Origin of the sequence: Paenibacillus dendritiformis, assembly GCF_021654795.1 — a bacterium.
Lineage (GTDB): Bacteria > Bacillota > Bacilli > Paenibacillales > Paenibacillaceae > Paenibacillus_B.
Genome location: NZ_AP025344.1, coordinates 4,293,948 through 4,309,900, shown reverse-complemented (window position 1 = coordinate 4,309,900; position 15,953 = coordinate 4,293,948). Strand labels below are relative to the sequence as shown.

18 protein-coding genes and 1 tRNA gene are annotated in these 15,953 nt (G+C 54.2%); 11 read left to right on the top strand and 8 right to left on the bottom strand.

What is annotated here, in order from left to right; genetic code table 11:
• Positions 1–22: 22 nt before the first annotated feature.
• Positions 23–670, bottom strand: a complete 648-nt coding sequence (locus L6439_RS19120; protein WP_213469497.1) for a DNA uptake lipoprotein — start codon at positions 668–670, stop codon at positions 23–25.
• Between the two features lie 236 nt (positions 671–906).
• On the opposite strand from L6439_RS19120, the gene L6439_RS19115 reads away from it, so the two are divergent.
• The 7 genes from L6439_RS19115 (at position 907) to pdxA (ending at position 7,450) form a co-directional block, all read left to right on the top strand.
• Positions 907–1,233 (top strand): hypothetical protein, encoded by a 327-nt coding sequence (locus L6439_RS19115; protein WP_168182487.1) that lies wholly within the window; start codon positions 907–909, stop codon positions 1,231–1,233.
• 114 nt (positions 1,234–1,347) lie between these two features.
• Positions 1,348–1,605, top strand: coding sequence for a hypothetical protein (locus L6439_RS19110; protein WP_213469496.1), 258 nt, complete (start codon positions 1,348–1,350; stop codon positions 1,603–1,605).
• 299 nt (positions 1,606–1,904) lie between these two features.
• Positions 1,905–1,991 (top strand) — tRNA-Leu (locus tag L6439_RS19105).
• Between the two features lie 277 nt (positions 1,992–2,268).
• Positions 2,269–3,972, top strand: a complete 1,704-nt coding sequence (locus L6439_RS19100) for a sigma-54-dependent transcriptional regulator (protein WP_213469495.1) — start codon at positions 2,269–2,271, stop codon at positions 3,970–3,972.
• Between the two features lie 173 nt (positions 3,973–4,145).
• The gene (locus L6439_RS19095; RefSeq protein WP_168182490.1) at positions 4,146–5,135 is read left to right on the top strand and encodes a 2-keto-3-deoxygluconate permease; all 990 of its coding nucleotides are present in this window, start codon (positions 4,146–4,148) and stop codon (positions 5,133–5,135) included.
• 12 nt (positions 5,136–5,147) lie between these two features.
• A complete protein-coding gene (locus tag L6439_RS19090) occupies positions 5,148–6,449 on the top strand; it encodes a four-carbon acid sugar kinase family protein (RefSeq protein ID WP_213469494.1) in 1,302 nt (433 codons plus the stop codon).
• Complete coding sequence (gene pdxA / locus L6439_RS19085; RefSeq protein WP_213469493.1) at positions 6,446–7,450, top strand: 4-hydroxythreonine-4-phosphate dehydrogenase PdxA; 1,005 nt, start codon at positions 6,446–6,448, stop codon at positions 7,448–7,450. The genes L6439_RS19090 and pdxA overlap by 4 nt, the downstream gene beginning before the upstream one ends.
• 77 nt (positions 7,451–7,527) lie before the next feature.
• Here the strand turns inward: pdxA and L6439_RS19080 are convergent, their stop codons facing one another.
• The 3 genes from L6439_RS19080 to L6439_RS19070 form a co-directional block, all read right to left on the bottom strand.
• Positions 7,528–8,520: an IseA DL-endopeptidase inhibitor family protein gene (locus L6439_RS19080; protein WP_213469492.1), complete on the bottom strand. Its 993-nt coding sequence runs from the start codon at positions 8,518–8,520 to the stop codon at positions 7,528–7,530.
• Between the two features lie 112 nt (positions 8,521–8,632).
• Positions 8,633–9,076, bottom strand: a complete 444-nt coding sequence (locus L6439_RS19075) for a GNAT family N-acetyltransferase (protein WP_213469491.1) — start codon at positions 9,074–9,076, stop codon at positions 8,633–8,635.
• Between the two features lie 47 nt (positions 9,077–9,123).
• Complete coding sequence (locus L6439_RS19070) at positions 9,124–9,792, bottom strand: sigma-70 family RNA polymerase sigma factor (protein WP_237096543.1); 669 nt, start codon at positions 9,790–9,792, stop codon at positions 9,124–9,126.
• 182 nt (positions 9,793–9,974) lie between these two features.
• On the opposite strand from L6439_RS19070, the gene L6439_RS19065 reads away from it, so the two are divergent.
• Positions 9,975–10,274, top strand: a complete 300-nt coding sequence (locus L6439_RS19065; protein WP_213469490.1) for a hypothetical protein — start codon at positions 9,975–9,977, stop codon at positions 10,272–10,274.
• Between the two features lie 126 nt (positions 10,275–10,400).
• Positions 10,401–10,745, top strand: coding sequence for a carboxymuconolactone decarboxylase family protein (locus L6439_RS19060; protein ID WP_213469489.1), 345 nt, complete (start codon positions 10,401–10,403; stop codon positions 10,743–10,745).
• An 84-nt stretch (positions 10,746–10,829) separates the two neighbouring features.
• Here L6439_RS19060 and sdaAA read toward each other — a convergent pair whose 3' ends face one another.
• The 3 genes from sdaAA to L6439_RS19045 form a co-directional block, all read right to left on the bottom strand.
• A complete protein-coding gene (gene sdaAA, locus L6439_RS19055; RefSeq protein WP_213469488.1) occupies positions 10,830–11,705 on the bottom strand; it encodes an L-serine ammonia-lyase, iron-sulfur-dependent, subunit alpha in 876 nt (291 codons plus the stop codon).
• Complete coding sequence (gene sdaAB / locus L6439_RS19050; protein ID WP_213469487.1) at positions 11,690–12,397, bottom strand: L-serine ammonia-lyase, iron-sulfur-dependent subunit beta; 708 nt, start codon at positions 12,395–12,397, stop codon at positions 11,690–11,692. Before sdaAB ends, sdaAA begins: the two co-directional genes overlap by 16 nt.
• Before the next feature lie 74 nt (positions 12,398–12,471).
• Positions 12,472–13,515: a PTS sugar transporter subunit IIC gene (locus L6439_RS19045; protein WP_213469486.1), complete on the bottom strand. Its 1,044-nt coding sequence runs from the start codon at positions 13,513–13,515 to the stop codon at positions 12,472–12,474.
• 410 nt (positions 13,516–13,925) lie between these two features.
• On the opposite strand from L6439_RS19045, the gene L6439_RS19040 reads away from it, so the two are divergent.
• Complete coding sequence (locus tag L6439_RS19040) at positions 13,926–14,603, top strand: helix-turn-helix transcriptional regulator (RefSeq protein WP_213469485.1); 678 nt, start codon at positions 13,926–13,928, stop codon at positions 14,601–14,603.
• A gap of 210 nt (positions 14,604–14,813) precedes the next feature.
• Entirely contained in the window at positions 14,814–15,380 is a 567-nt protein-coding gene (locus L6439_RS19035) for an RNA polymerase sigma factor (RefSeq protein WP_237096542.1), read from the top strand.
• A 90-nt stretch (positions 15,381–15,470) separates the two neighbouring features.
• Here L6439_RS19035 and L6439_RS19030 read toward each other — a convergent pair whose 3' ends face one another.
• Positions 15,471–15,836 (bottom strand): SH3 domain-containing protein, encoded by a 366-nt coding sequence (locus tag L6439_RS19030; RefSeq protein ID WP_168182500.1) that lies wholly within the window; start codon positions 15,834–15,836, stop codon positions 15,471–15,473.
• Positions 15,837–15,953 lie beyond the last annotated feature (117 nt).

Sequence of the window (15,953 nt, the reverse complement as noted above, 5' to 3'; positions counted from 1 at the left end):
GTTCTATGATCAGGCGGGCAAATCAAGCCTTCGCCGGGTTCTCCTCCATCGGGAACAGCTTGACGGACTGAATCTTGCCTGATTTCGGATCGAGATCAAGCCGAAGCAGGGCATTGGCCGCTTGGTAGCTCCAGGCGTAGCCGGTATCTTGATCGGGCTTGCCGAGCGCTTTCACGGCAGCATCGCTTTTGCCTCCGATACGCAGGCCCGTGATGCCGGTAGACGAGCCGTCGCCCGACACCTCGACAAAGACGACCTTAGCGTCATCATGACAGCCGAACGAAAATCCGTCATATTCCAGCACATGAATCGGCTCCTCGTCGTCCATCACGAATTGGGACACAGGCGTTCCCCAGAGTTCCCGCACCTTCTCCTCGGTATCGCTCAGGCCGATTCCCTTCAGCTGCGGCTGCTTCCGATTGAAGTCGGCTTCATCGCCCGTGCCGGAACGGGAATTATCCTTGTTCGAAGCAATCTCGGTCCGTTCTCGCGTCTTTTCCTTGCCTGAGGCCGGAGTCTCGTCCGCCGGGGCCGGCTTGGCCGTAAACGGAGCTTGCGGGCTGGCCGGCGGCGCGCTGCCGGCCTGGGTCGTACAGCCGGACAGAAGAGCGCCAAGAGCGGCAGCAGCTGCAACGATAAGCAGCATTCGGGTTATCGGGGCACGGGTCATTGGTGGGGTTCCTCCTTCGCCGCCTCGCGGCGGGTATGACTATAGGTATAGGATCGGTTTGGATCGGTACCGTTACAGGTTACTTGTAACTAAGGAGAGCGGGTTTGCAGACGCTCTCACTAATATAGACGGAGCTCGCTCCAATAAGTTGCAGTCGTTGTATGAAATTGCCTGCTTTTCTCCATTCACCTGTTTGGCATATAATAAAGATAAGTTGGTGAGAGGGGGCGACGAAGATGATTGATCAACCAACAGCTCGTTTTTTGCAGGAGAAGGTCTCGGAAGCGAAGGTTCATTTTGAACGGGCTCTCGATTGTAAGCATACGGAGTTCGATGATTTGTACCCCTATATGATTGAACACCCTCAATTTTTCTGGTACAAACGTTACGTGGCCTGGTCTGAATTACTGACTATCGTCAAACTGTGCGAACAGCTGCAGGTGGCTTGGCAAGAGCAATTCACCCCGCAGCAAGTCGAATATATACAACAGCGCGTCATGTCGGCGAAAGTGCTGGATTATTGGTTCGAGACGAACGATTCCAGAGAGCATGTCGGCGGATAACCTCACGTGACGAAGGGTGCAAGGCCTGTCAGCGTCAGCCGGCAGGCCTTGTTCCTATTCGAAGCATAGGCCAGATGCGAGGGATGACCCTCTTACGAGAAAGGAGATGCGGCCATGATGGACGAGAAGATGCTTGATCGCTTCCGCCAGGAGGGCACGAAGGTGCGCGTCGTGCGGGACATGCTCGAAGCAAATGATGTTATCGGCATCGTCGTCGCCTGGAGCCATGACGAGGTGATGATTCGAAAACGCAACCGGCGCATCGTGAAGCTCAGCAGGAGCTACTTGATTCAGCCCTTCAGCGAGCCGCGGACGGAGCTTGGGGAGTGGAAGCCGGGCCCGCTAGCCGGTGCATCCGAAGGCGAAGCCTGAGCCAGATATCGATAGGGAAGGACTGCCGAATTGCCGGGCCAGTCCTTCTTCTGTATCGAGGCTCGTCCCTGGAACCGGCAACGCCACGATCTCCATGGTCACGTTGTCTTGGCCGTCGTTTCGTTTGCGAACATTATAATGGACAGACCTCGCGCTCGGCAGCGGCAACGGGCCCATTTGACACGGTTACAAGTGAATTTAAATTTTTTTTCGAAAAGTGTTGACGCATTTCCGGATGCATGATATTATATTTCTTGTCGCTAACAAAATTAAATTACGAAATGTAAGATACTAAGTATGCGGTCATGGCGGAATTGGCAGACGCGCTAGATTCAGGTTCTAGTGGGGTAACACCCGTGGAGGTTCGAGTCCTCTTGACCGCACCATATTCACTCTAATATTGACTTTGACGGCTCATAAATTGCTTCCGGGTAATTTATGGGCCTTTTTGCATATTGCCCCGTTATTGTTTCGCATAATCACGATTTTTCGATGCTTCATGCGATAAAAATTGTATTATACTGGTCTGAGATGAAGTATAAATGCCTCTGCAAATCCGAATGATGGATAGAACATGGAGCAGGAAGGAATGATGCTTGATGCCGTTGTTTTGCGCAGGGGCAAAACGAGTTATGGGCATACAAATAGAGCAGGTGAGTTCGGATGACGATTAAAACATTGGTTATAGCTCCTTACCCGGCAATGACGCCGCTTATCGAGGAGTGCCGGAGCGAAGACCGGGAGCTGGATATCCGCATCGAAGTAGGCAACCTTCAGGAAGCGGTTCCGATAGCCCGGGAAGCGGAGCGACAGGGCTTCGATATCATTATTAGCCGGGGAGGCACGGCCAAGTTGATCGAGCCTGAGGTCGGGATCCCGGTGATTGATGTGCACGTCTCGGGTTACGACATGCTGCGGGTGCTGACCTTGACGAACGATTTCCCGGGAAAAAAAGCGATTGTCGGCTTTGCGAACATTACGTTGGGAGCCAAGGCGATTGCGGATGTGCTCGATATCGGGGTTGAAGTCTGTACGGTTGAGGAGGCCGGGGAGGTAGAATCCATTCTGGCGGAGCTCAAGCGGAAGGGATATGAACTGATTATTGGCGATGTCGTTACCGTCGAGGCCGCGGCCAAGCATCAGCAGAAAGGGATTCTGATCCAGTCCGGGCGCGAGGCTATCTTCGAAGCGTTCCATAAGGCGAAATCAATATACCGGTTGTACCGGCGCCAGCAATGGGACATCGCTTTTTTGCGATCCTTGCTTGCGGAGACGGCGTCCGACCTGATCGTGCTTGGACAGCAAGGCGAGATCCTGCTCGAGCAGTGGACAAGCCATGTGGCTTGCCCGGTGCCGATCGATGAGTTGGTAGCCGATATTCGCCAAGATCCGCACACGGAAAATTTGCTTGCGATCCGGGCAAGCGAGACAGGCAAGTTCAAGCAGCGGCGGGTGCGCAAAGAAATATTGGGGAAGACGTATTATCTCTTTTCCTTTTCTTCTTTGCCGGAGAAGGGGGCACGCGAAGTTTGTCCTGTCGAGGAAGTGTCCCGGCTCCCGGTCATTCTCGCCGAGAGCGAAGCGATGAGCCGATGTCTCCGGGCGATCGATGGCCGGCTTGACGGCAGCTGTTTCATTTTGATCGGCGAAGCGGGCAGCGGCAAGCAACTATTGTCGCGGTACATCCATGTCAAGAAGCATGGAGGACGGGGGCTGTACGCCTGCCTGACGGCACGGCAAGCGCTGACGGAGCTCGCCGTGCTCGATTCCGATATCCTGACCGTGTATATTAATGGTCTGGAGCAGTTAGAGCGGGAGGACGCGCTGCGGCTGCAGACGTTGATCCGCGAACAGGCGGACACCCGTCCGGCCATTGTCGTCGCGCTGGAGCGGGAGGACCGCGTATATCAGGGGTTGCTGTTCGATGAAGGGAACGTCAGAGTGAGTGTGCCTCCTTTGCGTGAGCGGAAGGAAGACATCAAGCCGCTGGCCGCCTACTATATTGCCGATTTTCATGGAACATTGGGCACTTCGCCGGTCAAGCTGAAAGAGGATGCCATCGAGCTGCTGGAGGCTTATCCATGGCCAGGCAACGCGGCCGAACTGCAAGCGCTGTTGAAAGATGCGGTTACCGCGGAGAAAGGGTATGTTATCGGGAAGACACAGTTGACGCGGCTGCTTGATGCCAAGCGGGCCAGGCCGAACGCTCCCGCTCCGTTGCCGCGCGATTTTCTGGAGGGCACGCTGGACGAGATTGAAAAGCGGATTATCCATGCCATTATGAAAGAGGAACACGACAATCAGACCCGGGTGGCCGAACGCTTGGGGATTAACCGTTCTACTTTATGGAGAAAGCTGAAACAATAAGTTTCGGCTTTTTTTGTTGCTCCCAATCCGGATATTGAATGTTTAAATTTGCAACAATTACTTGATGATATATTGCATTTTGTAATACCTCTGTTTAGAATATAGTTTGAAATCGATTTCAAAATTATTTTATGTTTCATATTGAAACAGTAACAGAAGGGGTGCTACAATAAATGAAGATTAAAGGCACTTTGGAGAGGATTCCCGGAGGGATGATGGTCGTGCCGTTGCTTCTTGCGGCAGTCATCAACACCGCGGCGCCGGATTTGCTTCGCATTGGGAACTTCACGGAGTCTCTGTTTGTCAACGGATCAAGCACATTGATTGCGCTGTTCCTGCTGTGTACGGGAGCTCAGATCAATGTGAAGTCGTTCGGAGTGTCGATTGGCAAAGGAGCCACCTTGCTTTTCACGAAATGGGCGGTGGGCGCGCTGTTCGGCCTGCTCGCCTACCTGTTCGCCGGGGATAACGGATTATGGCTCGGTCTGGCGCCGATCGCTGTAATCGCTGCCATGACCAACAGCAATGGCGGGCTGTTCGTTGCTCTGGTCGGCCAATACGGAAGCAAAGAGGATCGCGCGGCTTATTCCTTGCTGGCGCTGAATGACGGTCCTTTCCTGACGATGGTCGCCTTATCGATTTTTGGCGCCATGGGCTTTGTGGACGGGATGTTCTCTCTCGTCTCGTTCGTGTCGGTCCTGCTGCCGATTCTGGTCGGGATGGTGCTAGGGAATCTCGATGAGGAGATGCGCAAGTTCCTGGACAGAGGCAGCTCGATGCTGATTCCGTTCTTCGCCTTCTCGCTAGGAATGGGCATTGACTTCCGCGCGATCGTGAACGGCGGTCTGTCTGGCATTATTCTCGGGTTGCTGACTGTATTTGTGACCGGTACGGCAGGCTATTTCGTGTTCAAGGCATTGAAATGGAACCCGATCGTCGGCGCGGCGGAAGGCTCGACCGCGGGCAATGCGGTCGCGACTCCGGCGGCGATTGCGGCAGCGAATGCTTCGTTCGCGGCTTATACCGATATTGCGACCGTACAGGTGGCGGCATCGACGGTGACCACCGCGATCCTTCTCCCGATTTATGTCGGCTTTTTGGTGAAGCGCCTAGAAAAAAAGGGGTACTCGTTCGAACGGCAGGCGGCGGATACCCATGCGTAAGGTGTGATAAATGTGGGCAAGCAAATAGGAATTATCGCGGATGATTTGACAGGCGCCAATGACGCGGGCGTCCAATTGGCTAAGAAGGGATTCCGTTCTACTGTGATCATGCATCCATGCGGGAACGAGACGGGAGCCGGGGCGGATGTGCTGATCGTCGACACGGACAGCCGGGCGATGAGCGGGCCGGACGCGTATGAAGCGGCATGGCGGGCTGCATTGTTTTTACAAGAACGCGGTTATCGCCATATCTATAAAAAAGTGGACTCGACGCTCCGGGGCAATATTGCGGAGGAGCTCAAGGCGGTGGAAGAAGCGTTCAAGCCGGATGTGGTGTTGATTGCTCCCGCTTTCCCCAACATGAACCGGGTGACCGTCGAAGGGCATCATTATGTCAATGGCGAATTGATTACCGCCACCGAATTCGCCAACGATCCCAAGACCCCGGTCACCGACAGTTATATTCCGCGGCTTCTGCGGACCGGCGCGGGGCGGAAGGTTGAATTGATCGAGGCCGGTTGGCTGCAGCGGCCGGCCGCAGAACTGGCGGCATGGGTGAATGACGCGCTGCACAGCGGGACGAGCTGGTTCGTCTGCGACAGCGCGTCGGAGGAGGAACTGCAGGCCCTTGCGCGGCGTTTCTCCGGCATGGACAAGCGCATCGTCTGGGCCGGGTCGGCCGGGTTGATTGAGTATTTGCCGGAAGCGCTGGGCTTGACACCATCGGCCGCCAGGGACGAGGAGAAGGCATGTATCAGCCAGGCTCTCGTTGTATCCGGCAGCTTGTCGGACACGACAAGACGGCAGCTCCTGTACGCGCGGGATATGCCCGACGCTTGCGCTCTAGAAGTCGATCCGGCAAGACTCGTCGCTGGAGATTATGATGCGGAGCAGTACGTGCAGAGCATGAAGCGGCAGCCGGAGAAATCTTATTTTGTGCTGTATGTGGACAGCTCGGAACAGTGCCGGACAGCGGCCGTAGAAGCCGGCAAGCGGGTAGGCAAGTCTTTGCGGGAAGTGAGTGAAGCCATTTCCCGGGGACTCGGCAGGATTGCGAGGGCGATGCTGGAAGCCAACAGCGGCATTCAAGGATTGGTCCTGACCGGCGGGGATACGGCCAAAGCCGTCTCCATGGAACTCGAGATCGGAGAAATGCAGCTCTTTGCGGAAGCTGAACCCGGGCTGCCGTTCGGCAAACTTCTGGGCAAGGAGCGCAGCTACTGGGCGATTACGAAAGCCGGCGGTTTTGGCCATGACCGTTCGCTAGCCGCCGCCTTGCATTATATGAGCGATGAGAAGAGGGTGAGGGTATGAGTACACGCAAGCCGGTTGTCGGCATCACGATGGGCGATGCCGCGGGCGTCGGCCCGGAAATTATTTTAAAAAGTTTGCGTCATGAAGAAATGTATGCCATCAGCAATCCGGTCGTTATCGGAGATCGGAAAATACTGGAGCGCGCCCGGGAATTTGTAAACAGTGACCTCGCGATTGAAAGCATCGCCGCAGACGGCATCGGTCAGACTTCATTTCGCCATGGGATCGTTCATATGCTGGATCTCGATCTGCTGCCGGCCGATCTCCCGATCGGTCAAGTGTCGGCGGCAGCCGGGCATGGCGCTTTCAAATATTTGGAGACCGCGATCGAATTGGCTTCACGGCACGCGATCGACGCAATTTGCACAGCGCCTCTGAATAAGGAGGCCTTGCATAAAGGCGGGCACCCCTATCCGGGCCATACGGAAATTTTGGCCGACTTGACGGGGACGGCCGATTTCTCGATGATGCTGTCTGCGCCAAAGCTGAAAGTCATTCATGTCACGACGCATGTCGGATTGATCGATGCGGTTCGTCTGATTACGCCGGAACGGGTGTATCATGTCATCAAGCTGGCGCATGATACGCTGCGCAAGGCAGGCGTAACGGCTCCGAAAATTGCCGTATGCGGCATTAATCCTCATGCCGGGGAGAACGGTCTGTTCGGGTATGGGGAAGAGGAGGAAAAAGTGATCCCTGCCGTTGAGAAAGCGCAGGCGGAAGGAATGCAAGTCGTCGGCCCGCTGCCGGCCGACACGCTATTTTTCCGGGCGGTTCGCGGCGACTTCGACATCGTGGTCGCGATGTATCACGATCAGGGGCATGGGCCTGTCAAAGTGTTGGGGCTGGATGCGGGCGTCAATATTACGGTCGGACTGCCGATTATCCGCACAAGCGTGGATCACGGCACGGCCTTCGACATTGCCGGAACCGGCGTGGCGGATGAGAAAAGCTTGATGGAAGCGATTCGCCAGGCGGCGGAGCTTGCTCCGAAATTGTAGGCTGAAGCGGCGAAGCAGTTCTCGCTCTTACCGGGAGTAAGGGGAGAACTGCTTTTTTTTTGTTGCCGCTTTCTCCGCTACTGGATCACGGTCTTTTGCCAATTGCCGCCGACGAGCAGCCGTTCTTCGAACACCTTGCTGTTCTTATCTTTGTAGTAGAACGTGCAGCCCGCGATGGTCCCTTCCTCGGACCAGATGATGAACAATTGAATGTCTATCTTGCCTTTCTTGATTCCTTCCAGATCGACGTCATCGGATTCGGTCCGGAATCGGTAGTCATCGCGCTGAGTAATGTCATACCGCCAGACATCGCTATCGTCTTTGGCGCTGGCGACAACTTCCTCCGGAGCGCCGAAAAGCTCGTTGACCTCGTCGTATGTCAAGCCAAGCTTCGCTTGGGTTCGAATGGCAGCCGCATCGATCGTCTTCGCTCCCGGCACCGGACAGCGCCCGATCGGTTCCGCTTCTGGATCGTCCTTGATCCGCCAGCCGGCGCCCTGGATGTAGCGGAAGGTCAGTTTATACGTTTCGCAATCGTAATTTTCGCCAATCGGGACATAGAACTTGAATTGCTTCTCGTCCTTCGTTTCTTTGACGAGCGACGCCTTGGCCTGTTTCCATTCGGCGAGGCTGCCTTTATCGGCGTCGACTTTGGCCAGCCGTCCGTTATGCTTTACGACATATTTGGAGTCGAGGCGGTTCTTCAAAAAGGCCTTGGCTGTATCCTTCGTGAAAGACTTGCTCAGATAGGCGACATACTTCTCCGGCGTTCCGATATCCTTCCCCAAATAAAAATAGTGCGTTCCGTTCAGCTCGAACGTCGCAAGAGGGCCTTCCGGCCGCTTGCCGCCGTTCTCCACATGCCAGTAGACGCTCCGCGCTTCGGCCGCGAGCGCAATCGCTTCCTCCACGGTGAGCTTCGGGGCCTTATGTGCGGTTGAAGTTGCCGGCCCGCTCTTCGCCGCGGCGTTCGGAGCCTGGGCAGGAGCAGCCGGACTAGCCGGAGCAGCCGGAGCGGCCGCCACCGAGAAGGCCAATGCCAATGCTCCTAACAGCGTGGGGAGGTTCATATTGTTATTCCCTCCTTATCCAATATCTCTTATTATATGAGTGGAATGGCCTTTTTGACCTTCTCGCCGCGGATGGGACAGTGTTCCTCGCGAGGGACGCATGATACCGCGGTTACAATTTCTTTTTGAGAAAAAATTGTTGGATTCCGTCCGGATAATCATCGAGAACGGCAAACACTTCATAGCCGGCTTGCTGATAGAAGTGCGGGGCCTGGTAGGAAAATGTGGATGTATGCGCAAACGTACAGCCCATCTCCCTTCCGATGTTCTCCGCTTCGGCGATCATGGCTTTGCCGTACCCTTTGTTTCTGTAGCCGTCGGCTATCCAAAACATATCGATATACATGCAATAAGAATAGGTCTCGCAAAAGATGCCGCCTGCGACCTCGCCGGATTCGTCTCGCAAAAACAAGTGGATATCATGCTCAGGCTTGGTCAGCAAGCCTCTCGTCGCTCGCACATTATATTCAAACAAATGATCCGCTACCGTGTCGTAATCCGTGTCCGCATATTGAGACGTGATTCTCATGCCGGAATCCAGGATTTTTGTCTTCATACCGTATCCCATCCTGCCTCATTGACTATGGCATTGTCTGTTATGATTTATGACGCTGTGATGATGAAATCTGCCTCTGCGGGAAGGCAAAGCAGCTCGCTGAGTCTGATTCGCTTCCGCGCAACGCGAGGCAGCGGAGCAAGGTTGCTGTAACCAAGCTCCGGGTTTACTGTCGGGTCATGGTCCACGTTCCTTTCTTCAGGGGATTCTAAGATTTCCGCCAACAGCTCGCGAGCCCGGTGCAGCCGGGATTTCACGGTCCCCTCCGGGACGCCCGCCGCCTTGGCTATTTGCCGGATCGTCATATCTTTATAATAGTAAAGCTGAACAATCTTGCGCAGATCATGCTCCAGATACGTTACCGCTTCCTTCAGTTCAATGGCGTGGAAGGGATCTCTGGCCTCGGCCGCATCCCATTCCGCCGGCTTCGCGATCGGATTCCGCTTGCGTTCTCGCAGCAGCTGGCAGCATTCATGGACGAGAATCCGGAACAGCCAAGTCTTGAAGTAAGCCGGTTCTTTAAGGGAGCGTATCGCCCGGAACGATTTGAATACCGTCTCCTGGACCGCATCTGCGCAATCCTCCTGCCGTTTCAGATATGAACGGGCCAACCGATACAGACTGCTCTCATAGGCGACGATCAGCCTGCTGAAAGCATCCGCATCGCCGCGCTGGGCGAGCAGAACTAACTGCTCCATATGCTGTTTGGTCAACACATTACAGGGCCTCCTTTCTCCAATAGGTAATTTCACCCTCTAGTATAGACGGAGGAAGAGCGGTTTCGGTTCACAAAAAAATAAAATTCGATGCAGGAGGCAGCGTATTGGCGAACGCCCCTGTTTTTCCTTTATAATGTTCGGAAAGGAAAAAGCTTTTCTCAGATCAAGGGGGTGCAGCGGTGAGCGTATTGGCGGTACAGACATGCATCGAGATTACGAGGACGATTGATTCCAACGAGGAGCGCATTACGGAGACCTCGTTCCATATCGAGCTGCATGCGCATGAGGTCCGAATCCGGGACAAGCGGATCGCCATGTCGCAGATCTATGATATATCCTGCCATCGCAAGCATGGCGGTTCGGATCCGATCGGCTTTCTGTATTTGCATACTCATCGCGGGGTGGAGACGTATTTTGTCCGCGACAATCCCGCTTCGTTCATCCATGCGTACAAGAAGCTGAAGCGGGAATCCCGATGATTGTTGAATCGTCCGCCTGACCGGCCGGAGGGATGAAGCCGGCTTGTCCTGGTTATCCTAGGGAACGAAGCAGATTGGCCGCAGTCCTCGCGAAGATTGCCGCGGGACGGCAGAGAAGGAGCGATTATGTCCGAAATGGATAACAAAGTGCAGGCTTATAAGAATGAGATTTCCGAGCTGGAATCGACTTTGCCGGAAGTCGTGCAGGCTTATCATGCGTTTACGGGCGCATGCTTCGCCGACGGCGCGCTGGATGCGAAGACGAAGCAGCTGATAGCGCTTGGAATCGGCTTGTTCGCGAACAACGAGGTATGCACGTTATACCATGTGAATGAGGCGAGGCATAAAGGAGCGGGCGATGCGGAAATTATGGAGGCCGTAGCGGTCGCTGCGGCTATCGGAGGCGGTCATGCGTTGTCCCAGGGCGTCATGCGGGTCCAGCAGGCGCTGAACGGAGCCTCCTTGTCTTAGGCATGCCCGGTCCGATCGCGCGACTTATACGTGCAAAGTCCCCGGCAGCGTCGGTTCCTGCCCGGGGACTTTTTCATTTTCGTATTATTGGCTCTCGCCAAGCACCATCGCTTCCAGCTGGCGGCCGGTTGGCGTGTTGGCCAGCCCTCCTTCCGCGGTCTCGCGCAGGGAGCTTGGCATGGAGCGGCCGACCTCATACATCGCCTGGATGACCTCATCGGGCGGGATTCGGCTCTTGATGCCGGCCAATGCCATATCCGCGGCCACAACCGCCGCCGAAGCCCCGACTCCGTTGCGCTTCACGCAAGGAACCTCCACCAGGCCGGCTACGGGATCGCATACCAAGCCGAGCGTGTTTTTAAGCGCGATCGCCATCGCCTCGGCCGATTGGCGCGGCGTTCCGCCCGCCATCTCGACAACCGCCGCCGCGGCCATTCCCGTAGCGGAACCCACCTCCGCTTGACAGCCTCCCGCCGCGCCCGAGATGAAGGCATTATTGGCGATGACGAACCCGAACGCTCCCGCCGTGAACAGAAACTCCGCCATTTGCTTCCGCGTCGGCTTCAGCTTCTCCTTGACGGCGAACAGCGTCCCCGGTACGACGCCTGCCGCTCCAGCGGTAGGGTTGGCGCAGATGATGCCCATGGCCGCGTTCACTTCATTGGTCGCAATCGCCTTGCTGACCGCATCAAGAATGAGCGGACCGGCCAAGGAATGACCGCCGGCAATGTAACGCTGAAGCAGGACGGCATCCCCTCCGGTGAGTCCGGAATGGGAGACGACCCCTTTCAGCCCTTTCTCGATTGCCTGCTCCATGACGGTCAGGTTGGCCTCCATCATTTGCATAATTTCGTCTTCCGTTTTCTCGCGAATCTTCATTTCTCTTTCCAGCATGATACGCGATATTTTCATTTGTCTCTCTTCGGCAAGCTGGAGCAGCTCGGCTACGCTATGGAACATGGTCTGCCTCCTTCGGAGCTGGCGCGCTGATACGTCTTCACTTGCCATATCTCCTGGATATGGGGGAGCGTATGCATATGATGGATCACCGCGTCATCGACCGATTCGTCGAGCTCGATCGCCATCAAGGCGCTCTGTCCTTTACCCGAACGGGATACTTCCATATATCCGATGTTGATATGATGCTCGGCGAGCAGCGACGTCACATGGGCCACGGCTCCGTGCTTGTCCTCATGCAGGACGAGCATCGTTGGATGGCTGCGTGCCGGATTGTCGTCCAGTTGAATGACTTCGCGGATCTCCATGCTGCCGCCGCCAATCGAGACGCCGGTGACCTCCAGCCCGCCGCGCTTGTCCCGCAGCGCCAGGCGCGCGGTATTGGGATGCTCCACGGCCTCATCCGACAGCACGAACTTCACGTCCAGCCCTTGTTCCGCGGCGATGCGGAGGGCATCGGGAATCCGCTCGTCCGCCGTGTCGAAGTCAAGAATGCCGCTTACGATGGCCACATCGGTTCCATGGCCCCGGTAAGTCTTCGCAAAGGATCCGTACAGGGTGATCGTGACGGATTCGGGCAGGCGTCCGAACAGCTTGCGCGCCACGCGGCCGATGCGGTTGGCCCCGGCCGTATGCGAGCTCGACGGCCCGATCATGACAGGGCCGATAATGTCAAACACGGAGTGAAACGGCATGGTGCGATTCTCCTCTCAGCAGATTGGTCGGTGTATCGGGATTACTCTCGAAAGACTTCATATCTTTGACTCGATTAAGCTACTTCGTTGCCGGTTACGGGTGCGGTTCCGCGGATTTCGGCGACGGTTCGAATCTTGAAGTTCCTGAAGATGAGCGAGCCGATGAAGCCCGCCACGATGCCGCACAGCGCGCACAGGACTGCCGCGATCGTGACCGTTATCGCATCATTGAACCCGTACATGACCATCAGTCCGGCAATCGGGGTCGCCGTGCCGGTGGCGTTGTTGGTCAGGTTGAACAAGGCGACGACGACACCCGCCATGGCCCCGCCCAGGAAGTTGGTGGTATAGACGGGTATCGGGTTGGCGGAGATGATGTCCGCTTGCGTTAACGGCTCGATGGCCACGGCAATCGTGGAGCGGCGGTCGCCGAACTTCATGCGATGGAAGAACACGAAGTTCATGAAGGAAGATCCCATGACGGACAAGGCTCCGATCGCCATCGGCAATCCGGTCAGACCCAGCATCGCGGTAAGCGCCATGGAGCTGAGCGGCGCGGTAGCGACGACGGTAATGACCCCGCCCAGGACGATGCCCATAATAATCGGATTGTTGTTGGCCGCTGTCGTGATGATGCCGCCGATATTGAGCAGCGTCGCGTCGACGATCGGCGTCGCGATATTGGCCGCAAAGCGAACGAGCGGTGCGGCGACGACAATGCAGACGATGAGATCGAGTCCGTCCGGAACCTTCTTCTCAATCAGCTTGACGACGAACGAGACAAGATAGCCCGCGATAAAGCCGGGGAGCAGACCCGTGCCGGCACAGGCTGCGCCAAGCAGCAGCGCGTAGACGGGGGAGACGCCCATCGCGAGCGAGACCAGCGCGGCAGCGGCTACGCCGCCCATGCTGCCGGAAGCGAGCCCGACTTCCTTCGCGAGCTCGAAGCCGAACAAGTCTCCGCCTACATAGCTCTGGAACGCTTCCACCAAAAAGCTGGCAACCGCCGCATTGGCCAAAGCGCCCATCGCCTTCATGCCATTCGGGGCCTTGAAGCTGAAGAGGGAGAACAGGGACAATACCAATAAAAGCAATAAGGTGCCGATTGCGATGTCCATACTCGATGATCCTCCTTGTGTGCACGTAGATTAGTAACCGCTTTCAAAATTTAAAAATTAAGGCATTGCTTTGAGGAATCAATTAAGTTTGAGTTCATCTTTCATTTATTTAGTGAATCAAAAATAATTGAGTATATTAACTAGAATTGATTATATCAAGTTTATTTCGATCATACAATCCCGCTTCCGGCAGAGTTTGAAATTTTGCCGCAAGTTATGCCAAACGGTCAATACTGTGACCAGTTTAGGCGGTTTATTGGGGGACTTGGCGAATCGGGGATTGATTGCGCCCATCGTTCGCGTTATGATGTTACTAATCGTTAATAGAATTAACTTATGTTGATATAATCAAATTTTTTTGATTGACCGCAATGCGCAAATTCAGGTTGCCCAAGGAAGGATTTGATTCTATGAACACGAGATTTACGGAGCAGGATCGTTCTATCTTGCAGTCGTATGATTCGGTAGTGGAAGGCTTGGCGGATTACTTGGGGGATGCCTCCGAAATCGTGCTGCACAGTCTGGAAGATTACCAGCATTCCGTGATCAAGATTGCGAACGGGCATCATACGGGAAGGGAATTGGGAGCGCCGATCACGAACCTGGCTCTGCAAATGCTGCAAGAGATCGAACAGTCCAACTCGAAGCAGGCGATCAGTTATTTTACGAGGAGCAAGAACAATCGTCTGATGAAGTCGAGCACGATCGCGATACGGGGCGAGGCCGGGAAAATTATCGGATTGCTGTGCATCAACATGAATTTGGATGAACCGTTTTCTCAGGTGCTGCAAGCCTTTGTGCCGCATCCGGATATGGAATCGCGGGGGCAATCGGAGCACTTTGCTTCCTCCGTCGAGGATATGATCCAGGAAACGATCGAACGGACGATTGAAGCGGTTGATGCTTCCCCCGAAATCTCGTATGCGAACCGGAACAAGCATATTATCGGCCTGCTTAATGATCGGGGCGTGTTCAATATGAGGGACGCGGTCACGATTGTCGCGAACGCCCTCAAGATTACGAAGCATACGGTGTATTTGCATCTGCGCAATCATACGTCGAAAAGCGAAAAGAAAGCCAGCAACTAAGTTTGGAAGGGAGAATCTCCCGCCGTGGAGGAAGAGCGTCAGCACGTGAAGGCTGAGGCTCTTTTTTTGTTGCTTCGAAGAGCTATTCGCCTGTTTTATATGTAAAATATTGTCTTTACTTTCTGGTTTAAAATAATTATGATTTGTAATATACATAATTATACTAGAATGGGATTTACATGAAAATATAATAAAAAATCTGGGGGTGGCATGATGATGAGGGAAAGAGATGAGCGCGATGAGCTTTTTTTTCACGAATTATGTGATGCCTATTTCCAGCCAGTCTATAAATATTGCAGGAAATTGGCAAATTCGCGAACGGAGCTGATGGATTTCGCCGATGAATGCACGCAAAATACCTTTCTCGAAGCAAGAAAGCAAATCTCCAAGTTAAAAACTCACCCGAATGTGGCGGGATGGCTGTTCACTACGGCCAGAAATTTTATTAACCTTTCCTTTCGAGCGATGTATCTGAAAAACAAGTATGAAGTTATCATGTCAGATGACATCAATGACCGGGTAGAATCGCGGAATAATGAAATCGATCAGATGATCGAAAACGCTGTCGATGTGGATGTTTTATATCATGAGGTGTTAACGAACTTGAGTCCAGGCGAATACGAGCTGTATGCGGATTATTATATAAAGAAAATGTCAATCGCGGATTTGACCCGCAAATACGATGTATCGGCTAATGCGATTACGACAAGAATTTACCGGGTAAATAAAAAAATCAGAAGCATTGTTCAGAGGCTTGTCGTGAGTCTTGATATTTGAGAAGCCCTGCCAATCATCCATCCGCCGCTGACCTTGGGGATATAATCGTTCAATCGCAATGGGGCAGCCCCATTGCGATTGAACCTGGAATTAACCGATTTCGCTCAAATAATTGATTGCCACCCAGCCCGAAGCATTATGTTTGTAGCTGTAGACATTGAGCCAGTAATAACCGTCCGCGTATACCGGATCTGCACCATGCCCTCCGTTCACCATATCGCCCTTATTCAGCAAGCCAAGCACGGTTCCGGATAAGGAAGGCTTGGTTCGCAATCTGACTCCATTTTCCTTTACTTCATACGTGGCACTGAGAACGACAAATTCGTTTTCGGCTGTCACGGCTTGATGCTGATTATTCACATTGGCTTGCGTATTATTTTCCGCGGCATATGCTCCTTGGGTCATAACGGCCGTACTGGCGATCGCCAGCGATAAGATTGCAACTTTTTTGAACATCTGAATAACAACTCCTTTTTATGATAATGGCCTTTATTTTCTGCGAAGGGTAAAGCCTGACTCTTTCGCGGAATTAGGATGAAATATACCCTTCATCTATAACATTGCTTATAAATT

What these genes read in the sequence shown, in the direction of transcription:
- L6439_RS19120 (WP_213469497.1), bottom strand. Translation starts at nt 670, where the DNA reads ATGACCCGTGCCCCGATAACCCGAATGCTGCTTATCGTTGCAGCTGCT.
- L6439_RS19115 (WP_168182487.1), top strand. Translation starts at nt 907, where the DNA reads ATGATTGATCAACCAACAGCTCGTTTTTTGCAGGAGAAGGTCTCGGAA.
- L6439_RS19110 (WP_213469496.1), top strand. Translation starts at nt 1,348, where the DNA reads ATGATGGACGAGAAGATGCTTGATCGCTTCCGCCAGGAGGGCACGAAG.
- L6439_RS19100 (WP_213469495.1), top strand. Translation starts at nt 2,269, where the DNA reads ATGACGATTAAAACATTGGTTATAGCTCCTTACCCGGCAATGACGCCG.
- L6439_RS19095 (WP_168182490.1), top strand. Translation starts at nt 4,146, where the DNA reads ATGAAGATTAAAGGCACTTTGGAGAGGATTCCCGGAGGGATGATGGTC.
- pdxA (WP_213469493.1), top strand. Translation starts at nt 6,446, where the DNA reads ATGAGTACACGCAAGCCGGTTGTCGGCATCACGATGGGCGATGCCGCG.
- L6439_RS19080 (WP_213469492.1), bottom strand. Translation starts at nt 8,520, where the DNA reads ATGAACCTCCCCACGCTGTTAGGAGCATTGGCATTGGCCTTCTCGGTG.
- L6439_RS19075 (WP_213469491.1), bottom strand. Translation starts at nt 9,076, where the DNA reads ATGAAGACAAAAATCCTGGATTCCGGCATGAGAATCACGTCTCAATAT.
- L6439_RS19060 (WP_213469489.1), top strand. Translation starts at nt 10,401, where the DNA reads ATGTCCGAAATGGATAACAAAGTGCAGGCTTATAAGAATGAGATTTCC.
- sdaAA (WP_213469488.1), bottom strand. Translation starts at nt 11,705, where the DNA reads ATGTTCCATAGCGTAGCCGAGCTGCTCCAGCTTGCCGAAGAGAGACAA.
- sdaAB (WP_213469487.1), bottom strand. Translation starts at nt 12,397, where the DNA reads ATGCCGTTTCACTCCGTGTTTGACATTATCGGCCCTGTCATGATCGGG.
- L6439_RS19045 (WP_213469486.1), bottom strand. Translation starts at nt 13,515, where the DNA reads ATGGACATCGCAATCGGCACCTTATTGCTTTTATTGGTATTGTCCCTG.
- L6439_RS19040 (WP_213469485.1), top strand. Translation starts at nt 13,926, where the DNA reads ATGAACACGAGATTTACGGAGCAGGATCGTTCTATCTTGCAGTCGTAT.
- L6439_RS19035 (WP_237096542.1), top strand. Translation starts at nt 14,814, where the DNA reads ATGATGATGAGGGAAAGAGATGAGCGCGATGAGCTTTTTTTTCACGAA.
- L6439_RS19030 (WP_168182500.1), bottom strand. Translation starts at nt 15,836, where the DNA reads ATGTTCAAAAAAGTTGCAATCTTATCGCTGGCGATCGCCAGTACGGCC.